This window comes from Candidatus Woesearchaeota archaeon (genome assembly GCA_016928155.1).
Lineage (GTDB): Archaea > Nanobdellota > Nanobdellia > Woesearchaeales > JAFGLG01 > JAFGLG01.
The window spans coordinates 23,134-37,634 of sequence record JAFGLG010000005.1 but is presented as its reverse complement, the minus strand read 5'-3'; the positions used below and the strand labels follow the sequence as shown (position 1 = coordinate 37,634).

At 45.0% G+C, this 14,501-nt stretch carries 17 protein-coding genes; 12 read left to right on the top strand and 5 right to left on the bottom strand.

The features are described from left to right. Positions 1 to 180 precede the first annotated feature (180 nt). The 5 genes from amrS (at position 181) to JW968_01860 (ending at position 3,057) form a co-directional block, all read left to right on the top strand. Positions 181 to 1,197, top strand: coding sequence for an AmmeMemoRadiSam system radical SAM enzyme (amrS, locus tag JW968_01880; GenBank protein MBN1385705.1), 1,017 nt, complete (start codon positions 181 to 183; stop codon positions 1,195 to 1,197). After that, positions 1,194 to 1,745 (top strand): AmmeMemoRadiSam system protein A, encoded by a 552-nt coding sequence (gene amrA / locus JW968_01875; GenBank protein ID MBN1385704.1) that lies wholly within the window; start codon positions 1,194 to 1,196, stop codon positions 1,743 to 1,745. The genes amrS and amrA overlap by 4 nt, the downstream gene beginning before the upstream one ends. 16 nt (positions 1,746 to 1,761) lie before the next feature. After that, positions 1,762 to 2,046 (top strand): hypothetical protein, encoded by a 285-nt coding sequence (locus JW968_01870; protein MBN1385703.1) that lies wholly within the window; start codon positions 1,762 to 1,764, stop codon positions 2,044 to 2,046. Then, the gene (lgt, locus tag JW968_01865) at positions 2,043 to 2,798 is read left to right on the top strand and encodes a prolipoprotein diacylglyceryl transferase (GenBank protein MBN1385702.1); all 756 of its coding nucleotides are present in this window, start codon (positions 2,043 to 2,045) and stop codon (positions 2,796 to 2,798) included. The genes JW968_01870 and lgt overlap by 4 nt, the downstream gene beginning before the upstream one ends. A 118-nt stretch (positions 2,799 to 2,916) precedes the next feature. Then, the gene (locus JW968_01860) at positions 2,917 to 3,057 is read left to right on the top strand and encodes a hypothetical protein (GenBank protein MBN1385701.1); all 141 of its coding nucleotides are present in this window, start codon (positions 2,917 to 2,919) and stop codon (positions 3,055 to 3,057) included. Positions 3,058 to 3,060: 3 nt separating this feature from the next. Here JW968_01860 and JW968_01855 read toward each other — a convergent pair whose 3' ends face one another. Further along, positions 3,061 to 3,495 (bottom strand): hypothetical protein, encoded by a 435-nt coding sequence (locus tag JW968_01855; GenBank protein MBN1385700.1) that lies wholly within the window; start codon positions 3,493 to 3,495, stop codon positions 3,061 to 3,063. Positions 3,496 to 3,627: 132 nt separating this feature from the next. Beyond that, entirely contained in the window at positions 3,628 to 3,771 is a 144-nt protein-coding gene (locus JW968_01850) for a hypothetical protein (protein MBN1385699.1), read from the bottom strand. 123 nt (positions 3,772 to 3,894) lie between these two features. On the opposite strand from JW968_01850, the gene JW968_01845 reads away from it, so the two are divergent. The 7 genes from JW968_01845 to JW968_01815 all read left to right on the top strand — a co-directional run bounded on the left by JW968_01845 (position 3,895) and on the right by JW968_01815 (position 11,182). Continuing rightward, positions 3,895 to 4,140: a hypothetical protein gene (locus JW968_01845; protein ID MBN1385698.1), complete on the top strand. Its 246-nt coding sequence runs from the start codon at positions 3,895 to 3,897 to the stop codon at positions 4,138 to 4,140. Beyond that, positions 4,137 to 5,849 (top strand): arginine--tRNA ligase, encoded by a 1,713-nt coding sequence (argS, locus tag JW968_01840; protein MBN1385697.1) that lies wholly within the window; start codon positions 4,137 to 4,139, stop codon positions 5,847 to 5,849. Before JW968_01845 ends, argS begins: the two co-directional genes overlap by 4 nt. Before the next feature lie 295 nt (positions 5,850 to 6,144). After that, positions 6,145 to 6,339 carry a 30S ribosomal protein S17e gene (locus tag JW968_01835; GenBank protein MBN1385696.1) on the top strand — a complete coding sequence of 65 codons (195 nt, stop codon included), beginning with the start codon at positions 6,145 to 6,147 and terminating at the stop codon, positions 6,337 to 6,339. A 49-nt stretch (positions 6,340 to 6,388) separates the two neighbouring features. Then, entirely contained in the window at positions 6,389 to 6,670 is a 282-nt protein-coding gene (albA, locus tag JW968_01830) for a DNA-binding protein Alba (GenBank protein MBN1385695.1), read from the top strand. 57 nt (positions 6,671 to 6,727) lie between these two features. After that, positions 6,728 to 8,386 (top strand): DUF2206 domain-containing protein, encoded by a 1,659-nt coding sequence (locus JW968_01825; protein ID MBN1385694.1) that lies wholly within the window; start codon positions 6,728 to 6,730, stop codon positions 8,384 to 8,386. Next, the gene (locus JW968_01820; GenBank protein ID MBN1385693.1) at positions 8,358 to 9,227 is read left to right on the top strand and encodes an archaeosortase/exosortase family protein; all 870 of its coding nucleotides are present in this window, start codon (positions 8,358 to 8,360) and stop codon (positions 9,225 to 9,227) included. Before JW968_01825 ends, JW968_01820 begins: the two co-directional genes overlap by 29 nt. Positions 9,228 to 9,250: 23 nt before the next feature. Further along, entirely contained in the window at positions 9,251 to 11,182 is a 1,932-nt protein-coding gene (locus JW968_01815; GenBank protein ID MBN1385692.1) for a bifunctional (p)ppGpp synthetase/guanosine-3',5'-bis(diphosphate) 3'-pyrophosphohydrolase, read from the top strand. Between the two features lie 33 nt (positions 11,183 to 11,215). Here JW968_01815 and JW968_01810 read toward each other — a convergent pair whose 3' ends face one another. The 3 genes from JW968_01810 to JW968_01800 form a co-directional block, all read right to left on the bottom strand. Next, entirely contained in the window at positions 11,216 to 12,721 is a 1,506-nt protein-coding gene (locus JW968_01810) for a mechanosensitive ion channel (protein ID MBN1385691.1), read from the bottom strand. Between the two features lie 62 nt (positions 12,722 to 12,783). Then, positions 12,784 to 13,824 (bottom strand): polyprenyl synthetase family protein, encoded by a 1,041-nt coding sequence (locus tag JW968_01805; protein MBN1385690.1) that lies wholly within the window; start codon positions 13,822 to 13,824, stop codon positions 12,784 to 12,786. Between the two features lie 148 nt (positions 13,825 to 13,972). Next, entirely contained in the window at positions 13,973 to 14,479 is a 507-nt protein-coding gene (locus JW968_01800) for a GNAT family N-acetyltransferase (protein MBN1385689.1), read from the bottom strand. Positions 14,480 to 14,501: the final 22 nt, after the last annotated feature.

Below are 14,501 nucleotides of genomic sequence, written 5' to 3'. Positions count from 1 at the left end.
TCGTGTATATCTTTGGGGGTGGAACATGGCTTGTTTTTATACTTATACTTTATCATGCTTTATAATGCCCTTTTATATGCCCTTATTTTTTATGTTTTTTATGGTATTTTATCCTAAATCATACAGCTTATTATACTCGCCCAGATAACATTTTTATATCCTGCCCCAATTATTTTTGCCATGAAAGAGTGTGTGCTTTACGAACCTACGGAAAAGGGGGGTTCTGTGCGCTGCAAGGCCTGCTCTCATCGCTGCATAATCGCAGATGGCAAGCGCGGTATCTGCGGTGTGAGGCAGAACAGGGCAGGCAAGCTCTATCTCCTTGTCTATGATAAGGTCGTGGCCATGCATATGGATCCCATGGAAAAGAAGCCTCTCTATCATTTCCTGCCGGGGACATCAATCATGTCAATCGGCACAGTGGGCTGTAATTTCCGCTGCGATTTCTGCCAGAATTGGGAGATTAGCCAGGCTCCGAAGAATGATGGTCCTGTCTATGGTGAAAATGTCAAAGCCAGCGAGATTGTCAGCAAGGCGAAGCTGAATGGATGCAGTGGCATCGCATACACTTACAATGAACCCGCCATCTTCATCGAATTTGCGCATGATGTTGCTATGCTCGCAAGGGCTGAAGGGCTGAAGAATGTTTATGTATCAAATGGATATGAAACAGAAGAAGCCCTGAAATACATGAGGCCTTATATCGATGCTATCAACATTGATCTGAAATCATTCTCAGATGATTTCTACAGGAAGCTTTGCGGAGCAAGGCTCCAGCCTGTACTGGATACGATCAGGCGTGCTAAAGATATGGGTTTCTGGACTGAGATAACCACTCTTGTGATACCCGGAAAGAATGATTCTGATGCCGAGCTGAAGCAGATCGCAGAGTTCATCGCATCTGTCGACAAGAGCATCCCTTGGCACATATCAAGGTTCTTCCCGATGTATAAGATGCTTGACCTGCCTCAGACCTCGATGGCTTCTCTTCTCCGTGCATATGAAGCCGGGAAGAGGGCAGGCTTGGAATATGTCTATGTGGGGAATATCCCTGATGAGAAGTATGAGAGGACCTTTTGCCCAAAATGCAGGAAGCTTGTGATTGACAGGGCTTGGCATGCAGGGAAGGTCAAGATTGATCTGGATGGAGACAAGTGTCCTGGATGCTCAACACTGGTAGAGGGGGTTTTCAGATGAATGATGCAGATAAGGATTATTTGCTGAAGCTTGCCAGGAATACCCTGGATAAGTATATCCTGACAGGTGATACATATGCTCCTGATGATGTGCCTGATTCACTTAAGCAGAAGTCAGGGACTTTTGTGACTCTTACTGTTGCAGGTGATCTGAGAGGGTGCATCGGCTCACTCACTCCAGGCGAGCCCATTTTCAAGAGTGTCATCAATAACACAGTGAATGCAGCGGTGGATGACCCGAGATTCCCTCCTGTGGATGCTACTGAGCTCAAGAGGATAAAGATAGAGGTCTCGGTCCTTACCCCGATGAAGAGGCTTGACCATTCAGGCCCTGATGATCTGCTTGCCAGGCTCAGGCCTGATATTGATGGGGTCTGGCTCCAGCTCAGGGGCCATGGTGCGACTTATCTGCCTGATGTGTGGGAGCATTTTTCTGATAAGAAGGGATTCCTTGAGTCTCTCTGCCAGAAAGCAGGGCTTCCCCCTGATGCCTGGAAGGATCCAGAGGCAAAGATTTTTATTTATCAGACAATCAAGTTCGGGGAATGAGCGCCGGAGACTGAAGATGGATGAGAGAAAGAGAGAAGGGGAGAAAACGAAGCTCAAGAGCTTTGTGCCGAAAGAGGATTATGACAAGCTTGAGAGGATTTTTCATGATGAGCTGAAGCGCAAGGACGAAATGATAGAAGCCTTGAGGAAGGATTCTCATCTGACGATGCACACCGCTATCAGGCAGGCTGACAAGAACCAGGAGATCATCGAAAGGCTGAATAAGGCGCTGAAGGATAATGCGGCTCTCAGGCTTGAGTTTGACGAGCTTAAGAAAGAGCTGGAGAAGCATAGGAAATGATAATAAACACCATCAATCCGGTTCTGCTTGAGTTCGGCCCTTTCCAGATAAGGTATTATGGTCTTGTCTATGTCCTTGCATTCCTTGCAACCTATTTTTTCCTGTACCGGATTGTCGGGAAGAAGCGTATCAGGAATTTCCATCCTGTTGACGTCGAGCTTTTCCTGGTCTATCTGATGCTCGGCGTGGTGATAGGGTCAAGGGTGTTTGAGATTGTCTTCTTCAACCTGGATTATTATCTCGCCAGCCCACTCAAGATATTTGCATTCTGGGAGGGGGGCATGAGCTTTCACGGCGGCATCTTCGGCTCATTGCTTGCTGTGTGGGTCTTCTGCCGGAAGAAGGGGATAGATTTCCTTGAGCTGGCTGATTTCCTTGTTCTTCCCGCTGCATTCTTCCTTGCTCTCGGGAGGATCGCCAATTTCACAAATCATGAGATTTACGGCAGGATATCAGGCCTGCCATGGTGCGTGAAGTTCCGCACAGCTGATGGATGCAGGCACCCTTATCAGATCTACAGTGCAGTCAAGCGTTTGATGATATTCTTTGTCCTTCTTTTTATCTATCAGAAAAGGAAGTTCAGGAAAGGTTTCGTGTTTTGGCTTTTTGTGCTCCTCATGGGCCTTGGCCGCTTTGCGATCGATTTCTGGAGGGCAGAGCCGACTTACATGGGTCTCACAATGGGTCAGATATTGAGTTTTTTTATGATTATTCCAGCTACTTATGTACTCATGATTAAGTATTCTGGATGATATTTCATCATACTTTTTTGATATTGTATATATGTTCTATATAGAATTTCGTTTAAATATATATAACCTCAAATTGTATATTGTTTTAATTTATAAATACTCAGCGGGGTGAGCGCTAATGTATGATGAATTTGATGAAGACCTGTTCGATGATGAGATAAATGAGGATGAGGATTCAGACACTGATTCCGATCTCCTTGAGGATGATGAGGTCTCTCCTGAAGAAGATGCTTTCATGAGAGGGTATAAGTCTGATTGATCCTTACAGATTGAGCGCTGCCAGCGCTTTTGATATGGTCTCTTTCTCTAGTGTGAGTTCAGCTCTTCCTGTCTTGATGTGGGATTCAGGGATGATTATGCCTCTTTCCCAGAATATCGAGAATATGTGGGTGATGAATGCATAGACATCATCTTCTTTTCCTGTCAGAATTATGCTTGCCTTGTCCTTTTGCTTCCTGATGTCGAGATCTATGTCCTTGAGGAGCTCTTTGGCATATGAATCATCGTCGGAATGGCCGATCCTTTTCCTGTATCTTCTTGCAGCAGCGACAATAGCCTCAAAATTTTCAGGTCCAAGTCTTCTTTTGCTCATTATCCTTCTTGCCAGTGAGGAATAGTTGATAAGGTCTTTCTTGAGGCTCTCCCTAATGCTGTGGTTGTCATCTACAAATTCCTCTGTGATCCTGGCGATGTTCATGAGAATCAGGTTTTTGCGCTCTTGACTGCGCTCACCTTGAAATCCCTGATGATCTCGGTCATCTCCTGTTCAAGATAGGCGAAGCTGATATCGATATAATCAGAAAGCTTGGTCTGCAAATTCTCACCTCCTTCAGTAGGCTATTGGTCCCTGTGATCTGGATATCTGGCCGGATTCCCTTTCATATCTCATTGATCTGGCCCGCAGAAGGCTGAATTTTTCGTGCATCATCTCTGAGCTTGTTGTGGCATTCTCCATTATCTTGCTTATTGTCATTGGGCACCATGAATGGGCAATGACTTATAAATGTTTTGTTTTGGATATTTATGTCCAATTTTGGACATCATTTCAATATCTGCAGCATTATATTTATAAATAAATGCTTCCCAATCCGCTTCTATGAATATCACAGACCCATTGACTTTAGTGACTCCTTTTGAGAATCTGTATAATTCCCTCAAAGTTCTTGCAGGAGGTATCTTCGGCCTTTATCTCATCATGATCATCCTGAAATGGTATGAGGCCAGGGTCCTGAGAGTACAGATAAAAGAGCTCAGGAAGGAGATGAAGAGCCTCAGGAACAGCATGCAGGTCATGGAGCTCAAGATACTGAAGGCCATGAACCCGAAATCAAGGAAAAAATGAATCCGTTCAAGGAACACATCTTCAGGCTTCTGCACAAGGAGATTGAGATATCCCATTCTGATATAGAGGTCCCTCCTGATCCGAAGATGGGTGACTACGCTTTTCCCACATTCCAGTATGCGAAGAAGTACAGCAAGAATCCTGCAGAGCTTGCGGATGAGCTCGCTAAGAAGATCAAGCCTGATGATATGATAAAGGCTGTGGATGCAAAAGGACCTTATCTGAATTTTTATATCGACAAGCACAGGTTCAGCGAGTATGTGCTTGACACGATAGCGAAGGAGAGAGATGCTTTCGGAAGGCCTGAGACAGAGAGCAAGGGCAGGGTCCTTATAGAATCCCCCGGCCCGAACACAAACAAGCCTCTGCATCTCGGTCATCTGAGGAACATGCTTCTCGGCAGCACGCTGTTCAATGTTATGAGGTTCTCCGGATTCGATGCCCACATAATCAACATCGTCAATGACAGGGGGGTCCATATCTGCAAGTCTATGCTTGCCTATCAGAAGCTGGGGAACGGGAAAACACCTGGATCAGAGAAGAGGAAGCCTGATCATTTTGTCGGCGATTATTATGTGGAATACGCGAAGCTCTTTGAGAAGGATCCTGATATCGAGCTGGAGGTCGGAGAGCTTCTCAGGAAATGGGAGGCAGGCGATCCGGAGACGAGGAAGCTCTGGGAGATGATGAACAGCTGGGCCCTTGAGGGTTTCAGGCAGACATACGGGAAGCTCCATTTCTCGATAGAGAAGGAATATCTTGAGAGCGAAAGCTATCTTGATGGCAAGAATATCGTGATGGATGGCCTGAAGAGGAAGATATTTGTGAGAGAGGCTGATGGCTCGATAGTCGCTGATCTGACAGACCGGGATCTCGGGAAGAAGGTCCTTCTTAGGGCAGACGGCACATCCATTTACATCACGCAGGACCTCTTTGTGGCTAAGAGCAGGTATGATGATTATAAGTTCGACAGGATGATATATGTTGTCGGCAATGAACAGGAGCATCATTTCAGGGTCCTCTTTGAGCTTTTCCGGATGCTGAAGTGGGAGTTTGCAGACAGGTGCTATCATTTCTCCTATGGCCTGGTCGAACTGCCTGAGGGCAGGATGAAGTCAAGGGAAGGGACTGTGATTGACACTGATGACCTGATTGACCAGATGATAGGTCTTGCAGGGAAAGAGGTATCATCCCGCTATGGTAATCTGCCGCAGGATGAGATTGGGAGGCGTGCTGAAGCGATCGGGATGGCTGCGATAAGGTTCTTCTTCCTTAAATTCGATCCGCTGAAGAACTTTGTGTTTGATCCTAAGGCATCATTGTCATTTGAGGGAGAGACTGGGCCTTATCTGCAATACACTTATGCAAGGATAACTTCGATTTTCAGGAAAGGATGTCTTGATATCAATAATGCGATTGGTGGTGCTGATTTCTCTGTGCTGAATGAGGGCCAGGAATTCAGGCTCGTGAAGCATCTGGATAAGTTCCCTGCAGTGCTTGAGAAGATAACTGAGAACTACAAGACCAGCCTTCTCGCTAACTATGCATATGAACTTGCCCAGGCCTTCAATGAGTTCTATCATGCTTGTCCGATCCTGCAAGAGACTGAAGAAGTGAAGAAGTTCCGTCTTCTTCTTGCTCAGTCAGTTGCAGTGGTCCTCAGGACCTGCTTTGGCCTCATGAGCATCGATGTGCTGGATGAGATGTGAATGAATCCCGGATAACTCCGGATAATCACGGATCCTTCAATCAGGTCAATAAACTTCCAGCATCAGGCCTTTTCTCAGCACTTCTTTTCTATATGCTCTGAAGCCGAACTATGGGGTTATACCTGGATCTGGAGATGTTTTGATGGATTTTCTGCATTATATGCCCCTTGTATTTACTTGTGATATCTGCTTGCGGTATTATTTTGTGTATATAAGTATATACTAATATACATTTTTACCAATTCAGGTCCAGCAGAAATATTTATATACCATCACCAAAGTTCAAAAGATTCTCATGGGGAGAATCAAGACTAAACTAATCAAGAGAACCACAAATGAGCTTATCCATAGGCACATGGATGACTTCAAGGTTGACTTTGAGCAGAATAAGAGACTGGTCTCCAAATTCATGGACATACCTTCGAAGAAGATGAGGAACATCATCGCAGGATATGTCACCAGGCTTTCGAAGAAGAAAGAGACCATCTGATAACACAGATACTCTGATTCACGTTGACACAGCATAGGGGGTGGGTGAAATGACAGACGACAACTCTATCTTTATCGGCGGCAAGCCGTTCATGAATTATGTGACTGGTGTTGTGATGCAGCTGACCACGAAGAACGCCGGCGAAGTCATAGTGAAGGCGAGGGGCAAGTTCATCTCCAGGGCAGTGGATGTCGTTGAGGTGGCCACCAAGAGATTTCTGGAAGGGCAGGCCAAGGTCAAGGACATAAGGATCGACAGCGAGGAGTTCGAGAACAAGGAAGGTAGGAAAGTAAGGGTCTCGACAATCGAGGTCATTATCGCCAAAGTCTGAAGTTTTTCCGGTTTTTTCTTGTATAATCTTATTAATCCCTATTCCTAATCATTTCTCATGCATTGGTCAGATCTGATATTGTTTGCTGCAGCTCCTTTGCCATTGGTGGCTCTGTTTGGAGCAAAGTCAATGGATGCAGGAAGCCCTCTGTTGAACATAATCCTCATCATCTCAATAATCGTCATATTCATACTCTGCATCATAGTCCATAAGAATCTCTCACCTGCAGTTTTCTGCATCATCCTGTTCCTGTTCGCTTTCTCTTTGCTTCTCATGAACTCTGCCAGGTCAGGTCATGTTGTCGGAGAGGATATCAGGACAGAATTCTTCTACTTCCAGCAGACCCTGGAGAATGGATGGGATCCTGCAGACACGCATCCTTACAATTGGTCCTTGAGCACGAATATCCTGCCTTCAATTCTTTATTTTATCACAAGGATGGATCCTGTCTGGGTCTATAAGGTCCTGATGCAGCTCATCTTTGCGATATCTGCCCCGACTGTATCCCTCATAGCGAGATTTTTCCTGTCAGACATGGAGAGCTTCCTCGCATCATTCTTGTTCATTGCCCAATGGACTTTCATCTATGAGATGCCCAGGCATATCAGGCAGGAGATTGCACTCCTTTTATTCGCTTTGTTCATCTTGGCATATATGCATGGCAACATTGTGCTAATGGTCCTGTTCGCATTGCTTATCGTCGTCTCACATTACACAACAGCTTTCATGTTTGCTGTATTCCTTGCATTGCTCTGCATGTCAAGGATCTTGTCCCATAACAGGATTAAGCTGTCTTTTGTGATTTTGGTGTGCTCTTTCATACTCCTTTATCTTGGTGTCCTTTCAAACATTTTATATCATGATTCCATCAGGTCTGCCTTCTCTGCGATTGATTTCAGCAAGGATAAAGTCATGGATATCTACAAGAAGCCGGGTGCTTCAATAGCTGGACCAGTTATCAACAAGGAAAGCGCCTCAACCCAGTCCAATCCTTACAGAGACAGGCTCTCAGAGCTGAACAAGGTCAAGAGAATCGTAAAAATTGCCGGTCTGTTGACAAGATTGCTTATTATTATTGGGTTCATTTATGTTCTGTGCCGGTTTTTCATTAACAAAGAATCTTCTTTCATGCTTATCGCAACCTCAATATTCTTTCTTTTCCTGCTGGTTATGCTCGCTTCTCCACTGCTGCAGAAGCATTATGGAATCACAAGATTATATCAACAATCTTTGGTGATCCTTGCTCCTTTGTTTGTATTTGGTGCAAAGCCGCTCAGAAGATTTTCAGTGCCATTGTTATCTATCATTCTCATCCTTCAGCTCATCACGAATTCAGGCCTCATTTACGCAATGTATGATGTTGATTATCCTATTGCTTTTTCTAATTCAGGTTTTGATTATGACAGGATATATATCCATGATGCTGAGCTGGATGCTGCTCAGTGGGTCTCAGAGCAGAAGATCGCCAGGATCTATGCGAACTCATGGGCAAGAGGCATACTGATTTTGAAAGGGTTGGATGATGCACAGGAGCTGGCCGGCATTGATTCATTGCCGCCTGACAGCATTGTGTTCTTGAGAGAGAGGAACAGGGAGTTCATTGATATCGGTGAGACAATATATTCAGTCCCGATCAGTCAGACAATATTTCCAAATATGCTTGCAGACGAGAACAAGGTGTATGATAATGGAGCTGCGCAGGTCTATTATTCTTAGGTCAGCATTGTACTGTGTGATCATTGTCGCTCTGCAGTTCTTCTTCTCCTTGTTTGACAGGAAATATCCTTTTCCGGGTGCAGTGTACACAACAGATCTTGTCGGCTCCGCCCTGTTCGTGGGTGTTGTCTTTCTTCTGCTCTGTTGGGATGGGTTGAAGAATATCCAGTTTCATAGGATGAGCGCCATAGAGATTGCGGTATCTTCACTCATCTCTATCCTTCTCTTTTCTGTCTATCTGTTCCTGAAATTATCTGGGCATCATGATCCATTGCTGAGATTTCCTATCCTTTTCTTTGCTTGTGCTTCGCTTTTGTCTGCTGTTTTTGGCTCAAGGAACATCAGGATGCTGGCACGAAGATATCAAGTGCATATTGTGTTGATGCCCTTGTTTGTACTGACAGCCTATTTTGCTGTGATATTCTTCAGAGGGCTGACTTCATCACTAATACCTGCAATCTCCAGATTGATAATCCTGCCTTTTCCAACTGCTAGGCTGATATCAGCCAATATAATCAAGGTAGATGATTTCATAATAACAATAGCCGAACAGTGTTCTGGAATAGAATCCTTGTTGCTGTTCCTTTCCCTTTTCCTGGTTTTCTGGATAATCAGCAGGAGAGAGGTCTGTCACAGAAAGATGCTGTCCCTACTGCTGATCGGCCTTTTTTTGATCTGGTGCCTGAACATTTTCAGGCTCATGCTCCTTATCTGGGTGGGTCTACACAGCAGGAGCTTTGCATTAGGCCTTTTCCATTCAAACATAAGCTGGCTCATTTTTCTTGCTTTTTTCTGCCTTTTTTGGTCTGTCTCTTTCAGATTTGCCCGAAAACCTTTATAAATCACCGATACACTACATATTCAATGGATTTCCAGGAACTCAAGAAGCACATTCTAGAACATAATCCCAAGGCTAATATTGAGCTGATACAGAAAGCTTACAGGCTTTCAGAAAGATCTCATAAGGATCAGAAGAGGGCCTCTGGCGAGCCTTATTTCATCCATCTGTACGCATGTGCCGAGATAGTGGTCGAGATGGGTGGTGATACTGCTTCCATCTGCGCTGCTTTGCTGCATGATGTTGTAGAGGATACTCCTGTGACAAAGGATCAGATCGCTAAGGAGTTCGGTGATGAGATCGCTAATATAGTGCAGGCCTTGACCAATCTGCGCCAGATCAAGTTCGAGACAAAAGAGGAATACAAGGCAGAGAACATCAGGAAGATCCTGATCGCATCAATGAAGGATATCAGGGTCATACTTGTCAAGCTTGCAGACAAGCTCCATAATATGAGGACCCTCCAGCATTTCAGGGAGGATAAGAGGAAGAGGATCGCTGAAGAGGTCCATAAGATATATTCTCCGATAGCGCATAAGCTTGGCATGAACAATATCAAGGCTGAGCTTGATGATCTTGCCCTCAAGTGGCGCTTCCCAGAAGTGTACAGGCAGTTCGAGCAGAGGCTTGCTAAGGATGCTGATCAGAGGGACAAGGATATCAAGAGGATAATCGAGACCATCAAGCATGAGATCAGCCTTAGGGGTATAAAGGCAGAGGTTTTCGGCAGGGCAAAGAGCTTTTTTTCTATATACAAGAAGATGGTGAAGAAGCATAAGGAGTTCAATGAGATCTTTGATGTGAATGCAGTGAGGATCATCACCGGCTCTGTGCCTGACTGCTACAGTGTCCTTGGCATCATCCATGACCTCTGGAAGCCCATGCCTGGGAAGTTCAAGGATTATATTGCTGTCCCTAAATCAAATGGGTATCAGTCCCTCCACACTGTTGTGATAGGGCCTCATGGCAAGATACTTGAGGTGCAGATAAGGACTTGGGAGATGCATCATCTTGCTGAGGAGGGCATTGCTGCCCACTGGCGTTATTCCGGCACTGAGCGTGACAAGAAGTTCGACAAGAAGGTCGACTGGCTGAAGCAGGTCCTTGAGTGGATGCGTCACTCTGATAATGCTTCTGATTTCATCGAGACATTGAAGATAGATTTCCTGAAAGACGAGATAGTCGCTTTCACCCCAAAAGGTGATCCTATCTCCCTTCCTGAAGGATCCACTCCGATTGATTTCGCTTATGAGATCCACACGAGCATAGGGAACAGGACTGCCAAGGCCAAGGTGAATAATAAGATGGTCCAGCTCGATACAGTGCTCAAGAGCGGGGATATAGTTGACATACTCACCAGCAAGAGCGCGAAGCCTAATAGGCAGTGGCTCAACTTTGTCCGCACCACTAAGGCCAAGAACAAGATCAGACAGGCTGCCGGCCTTTCTCTCGAACACAGTGCGAAGCAGGCAAGGCTGCGTCATCAGGCCAAGCAGAAGGAGACTGGGTCTAATCCCCTGGATCATCTCGAGATCGATGAGAAGGATAAATCCAATGTCAAGCTCTCAAAATGCTGCAACCCGGGGTATATGGATGATATAGAATCATACAAGACAAGGGATAACCGGATCACGATACATAAGGTTGGCTGTCCTAACATTGCTGTCCTCAAGGGAAAAGCCAGGAGGCTTGATCTGAATTGGAAAAAGGAGCTGAAGTCTGTCAGGATGACTGTTGTTGTGCAGAACAGGGTCGGTCTGCTTGCTGAGATGCTTGATGCCTTTGCTGCTGAGAATGTCGATATCTCCTCTGTGAACTCTGTGTCCAAGAAGGACAGGATACATGTCATATTCGAATGGACAAGTCCTCACATAGGATATCTCGAGCACCTTACCCGGAGGATAAAGGAGATTAGGAATGTCGTCGACTGCATTGTTGATATGAAGACAATCACTTGATGCCCATATGTTGGATTTTTTTTGATTGAGACACTATTCCTTCTCCTCTGCCTCTAATACGCTCCAGATCCTTGAGACCTTCTCGCTGCTTTCATATTTTTTCATGTATTCCCTTACCGGGTCAGGCAGTATGAACTCGAGAAGCTTGGTCTCCTTTATCATGCTGTTGAGGTTCTTCCTGAAATTCTTGTTCAGCTTCTTGTATAATGATATGTCATAGAAATGCATGCCCTGCTCGATCCTCTCGAATGCTGTCGTCCCTTTAGGGGCGAGCACTATGAAACCTCTCTTGCCTTGGATGAGATCTGAGTATGTGTCCATGCCCTTGAACAGCAGAGGTATGTTGACAAAGTAGACCCCTCCTGTCACTTTTGACGGGTCGAGTATGATCGCATCATCGCCTTCGATGCCCAGGCATGCAGAGTAATGCGCCTTCTTTGAGCTCGGGAAGAGGATGTTCTTCTTGTAGTCGACTATGGTGAGTGCACCGTCATTGAGCCAGCTCTGGAGCTCCACTTTCAGGTCATTGAACTGTGTGGTGTCTATCCATACGCCCTTGACCTGGTTCTTTGCGAGTTTCTGGATGACTTTGATGAGCGCATCCGGGTGTGTCCCCACATCCTTCTCTGTATTTGCCTGTTCCCCTATCTGCTCCTGGCTTATCTCGAATCCGAATATGTTCAGTATCATGCTCGCGCTTGCAGGCCCGCAGTAGCTCGGGTGCTGTGCGACGAAATGTGATTTTATCTTCTCAAGGGTGTCCAGGTCTGTCATGGCTTTCTTGATGTTCTTGTTGTAGTTGATGAAGCTCTTGTTCGGCACATAAAGGTAATTGCCCTGGTCTGTGCTTATCAGGACATCCTGGCTCCCTATCTCTTTCAGCGTGCCCACATCCCCATTTATCCTTATCCTCATGCCGACCCTGTATTTCTTGTTGCCCCTGAGATATAGGCTGATGAAGAAGTTCTGGAAGATATCCTTGAGTCCGATGAATACGAACAGCAGGAAGAGCAGGAATAATGGGTAGATTATGCTGCCGAAGGTGGATATGGCCCTGCTGACATTGAACCCGAGGGCTTCAAGTGCTGCCAGTCCGAGGAGGATATACAGGAGCAGCCTCAGCACCCATATTATGACATCTATCACCTGCTCGTTCTTGTTCTCCCTGAGATAATCTGTCAGTCCTGTTGTCGATAGTATCTTTTTCAGGAAATATATGACAAGGTTGACGAGGGTTATCACGAGTATGAGCACCAGCACTATGCTGAGCAGCCTTGGCAGGGACTGGTAGGCATTCAGGAACAGTTCTCTTGAGATATCTACCCTGAGGAAGAGAAGTGCTATGATGATTGTCAGTGTCCAGACTATCGCTGAATATGTCCTTGCGAGCGGAGCCTTCTTGATGAATTTGTATTTCTTCCTGTAATATGATATGATTATCCTCTCTCCTGCCTTTGATAGGAGCAACCCTATGAGTAGCACTGCTACTGATACAATGAGCTTCAGGAGGATATCATCCATGATTAGTCTGAATGCCATTCCTGCTGATGTAAACTGTATATTAATAAAGGTGACGGTGCGTGACGGTGCTGGTGTCAGATTCAGAATTTTCTTGTTATGAGATAGCCTGACATCATCAGCAGGTCATTCTTTGCTCTTGTGTCAGGGAGCGATGTGTATAGCTCTCTCTGGGCTCTGCTTATCATGTCCTCTGCTTTTTTCATGGAATACTCGATTGAGCCATATTTGTTGAGGAGCGAGAGTATGGCTGCCATGTCACTCTTGCTTGGCTTCTTCCCAAGATAGGATATCATCCTGTTCCTGTCTTTCTGGCTTGAGCTTTTCATGAAGTGTATCATGATGAGGCTTTTCTTGTTCTCCTGTATATCATCCCCGACTTCCTTGCCCCAGTGCTTTGATCCTGTGAGGTTGAGTATGTCATCCTTTATCTGGAAAGCTATCCCCACAGCCTCTGCGAATCTTGAAAGCGCATTTATCTCTTTCCTGCTTGCTCCTGCCAGGACTGCACCCATCTTCACAGGAAGCCTTGCAAGGCATCCTGTCTTGAATGCGCACATCTGGAAGTACTGCGCTTCTGCCACATTGTGCTCTTTGGAATTATGCCAGTGTATGTCCATTGCCTGTCCCAGGTGGAGTCGTGACATCTCCTGGTTTATCAGGTCATTGAGTGTCTTCTTTTTTCTCGGCGTAAGGTCTGACTCGCTGATTATCTTGTGCGGCAGGAAATACAGGAAGTTTGCCATGTTTATCGAGACATCTTTCCCGAATATCAGGTGCGATGCCCTTTTTCCTCTCCTTGTCTTGCTGTCATCCTCGATATCATCCACTATGAGCGTGCCGTTGTGTATGAGTTCAGGTATTATGCTGAGCCTTCTTATCTCAAGCGGATTCCCTCCTGTCGCCTCATGTGCCAGCATCATGAGCACAGGCCTCCATCTCTTGCCTCCTCTGTTGAGGAATTCCCATAATGGCTCAAGGATTGCTTTTGTCAGCGCCTTGTAGTCATACTCATATTCCTTGGAATTTGAGAAGCTTCTTGCATAGTTGAATGTCATCTCTTTGGGTATTGCCTGCTTCAGTTCCTCTTCGATTATCCGCTTGTAAAAATCAAACATCTGCATGGGGCAAGGGAGTATTTTGGATTATAAAAAACTTCAGTATACAGAATTATACAAATTATACATATTCAACATCTTACCAATTATCATCATTTAAGTTAAGCAAAATTTACAACATTTTAAGAATATATCACAATTTATTTAAAACATATTAAAGATTTTTTCGCATCTCTATCTTGAAATCATGGAAGCCCCATCTCTTATATAACTTATGTGCCATAGGATTATCTCTCATGACCTGTATTGAAGCTCTCTTGATGCCTTTCTTCTTGAACCAATCAAATGCCATCTTCCTGAACCTGTTTCCTATCCCTAAGCTTCTATATCCTTTTTCAACATAGAGCTCTCCGATATATCCTAGCTCTTTTGGCAGGAAGATAGGTATGTTGAGCTTGATGAGGTTGAAATTATGTGCTATGATTTCATCATTATGTTCAGCAACAAATATGACTCCTTTCCCTTTCTTTATATTGTCAGAATAATATTTCTTCACATCCCTCCAGGGATTCTTGATCATCTTCCTTTCTTCTTTGAGATTAGGATTCCTCTTTGCGACTTTATCGAAGTTATCATCCATCAGTCCCTGCCAGAGAGGCTTTATCTTCTCAATCTCTGGCATCTTCAGCTTCCTGAACCTGATGCTTGATATTTTTACCATAAGAATAGTATGTTTCCATGAT

Excerpts from the sequence above, each read along its gene's own strand:
- JW968_01815 (MBN1385692.1), top strand. The coding sequence starts at position 9,251 with ATGGATTTCCAGGAACTCAAGAAGCACATTCTAGAACATAATCCCAAG.
- JW968_01810 (MBN1385691.1), bottom strand. The coding sequence starts at position 12,721 with ATGGCATTCAGACTAATCATGGATGATATCCTCCTGAAGCTCATTGTA.
- JW968_01845 (MBN1385698.1), top strand. The coding sequence starts at position 3,895 with ATGAATATCACAGACCCATTGACTTTAGTGACTCCTTTTGAGAATCTG.
- JW968_01825 (MBN1385694.1), top strand. The coding sequence starts at position 6,728 with ATGCATTGGTCAGATCTGATATTGTTTGCTGCAGCTCCTTTGCCATTG.
- JW968_01870 (MBN1385703.1), top strand. The coding sequence starts at position 1,762 with ATGGATGAGAGAAAGAGAGAAGGGGAGAAAACGAAGCTCAAGAGCTTT.
- JW968_01835 (MBN1385696.1), top strand. The coding sequence starts at position 6,145 with ATGGGGAGAATCAAGACTAAACTAATCAAGAGAACCACAAATGAGCTT.
- albA (MBN1385695.1), top strand. The coding sequence starts at position 6,389 with ATGACAGACGACAACTCTATCTTTATCGGCGGCAAGCCGTTCATGAAT.
- JW968_01805 (MBN1385690.1), bottom strand. The coding sequence starts at position 13,824 with ATGCAGATGTTTGATTTTTACAAGCGGATAATCGAAGAGGAACTGAAG.
- lgt (MBN1385702.1), top strand. The coding sequence starts at position 2,043 with ATGATAATAAACACCATCAATCCGGTTCTGCTTGAGTTCGGCCCTTTC.
- amrS (MBN1385705.1), top strand. The coding sequence starts at position 181 with ATGAAAGAGTGTGTGCTTTACGAACCTACGGAAAAGGGGGGTTCTGTG.
- JW968_01855 (MBN1385700.1), bottom strand. The coding sequence starts at position 3,495 with ATGAACATCGCCAGGATCACAGAGGAATTTGTAGATGACAACCACAGC.
- JW968_01820 (MBN1385693.1), top strand. The coding sequence starts at position 8,358 with ATGGAGCTGCGCAGGTCTATTATTCTTAGGTCAGCATTGTACTGTGTG.
- JW968_01860 (MBN1385701.1), top strand. The coding sequence starts at position 2,917 with ATGTATGATGAATTTGATGAAGACCTGTTCGATGATGAGATAAATGAG.
- JW968_01850 (MBN1385699.1), bottom strand. The coding sequence starts at position 3,771 with ATGACAATAAGCAAGATAATGGAGAATGCCACAACAAGCTCAGAGATG.
- amrA (MBN1385704.1), top strand. The coding sequence starts at position 1,194 with ATGAATGATGCAGATAAGGATTATTTGCTGAAGCTTGCCAGGAATACC.
- JW968_01800 (MBN1385689.1), bottom strand. The coding sequence starts at position 14,479 with ATGGTAAAAATATCAAGCATCAGGTTCAGGAAGCTGAAGATGCCAGAG.
- argS (MBN1385697.1), top strand. The coding sequence starts at position 4,137 with ATGAATCCGTTCAAGGAACACATCTTCAGGCTTCTGCACAAGGAGATT.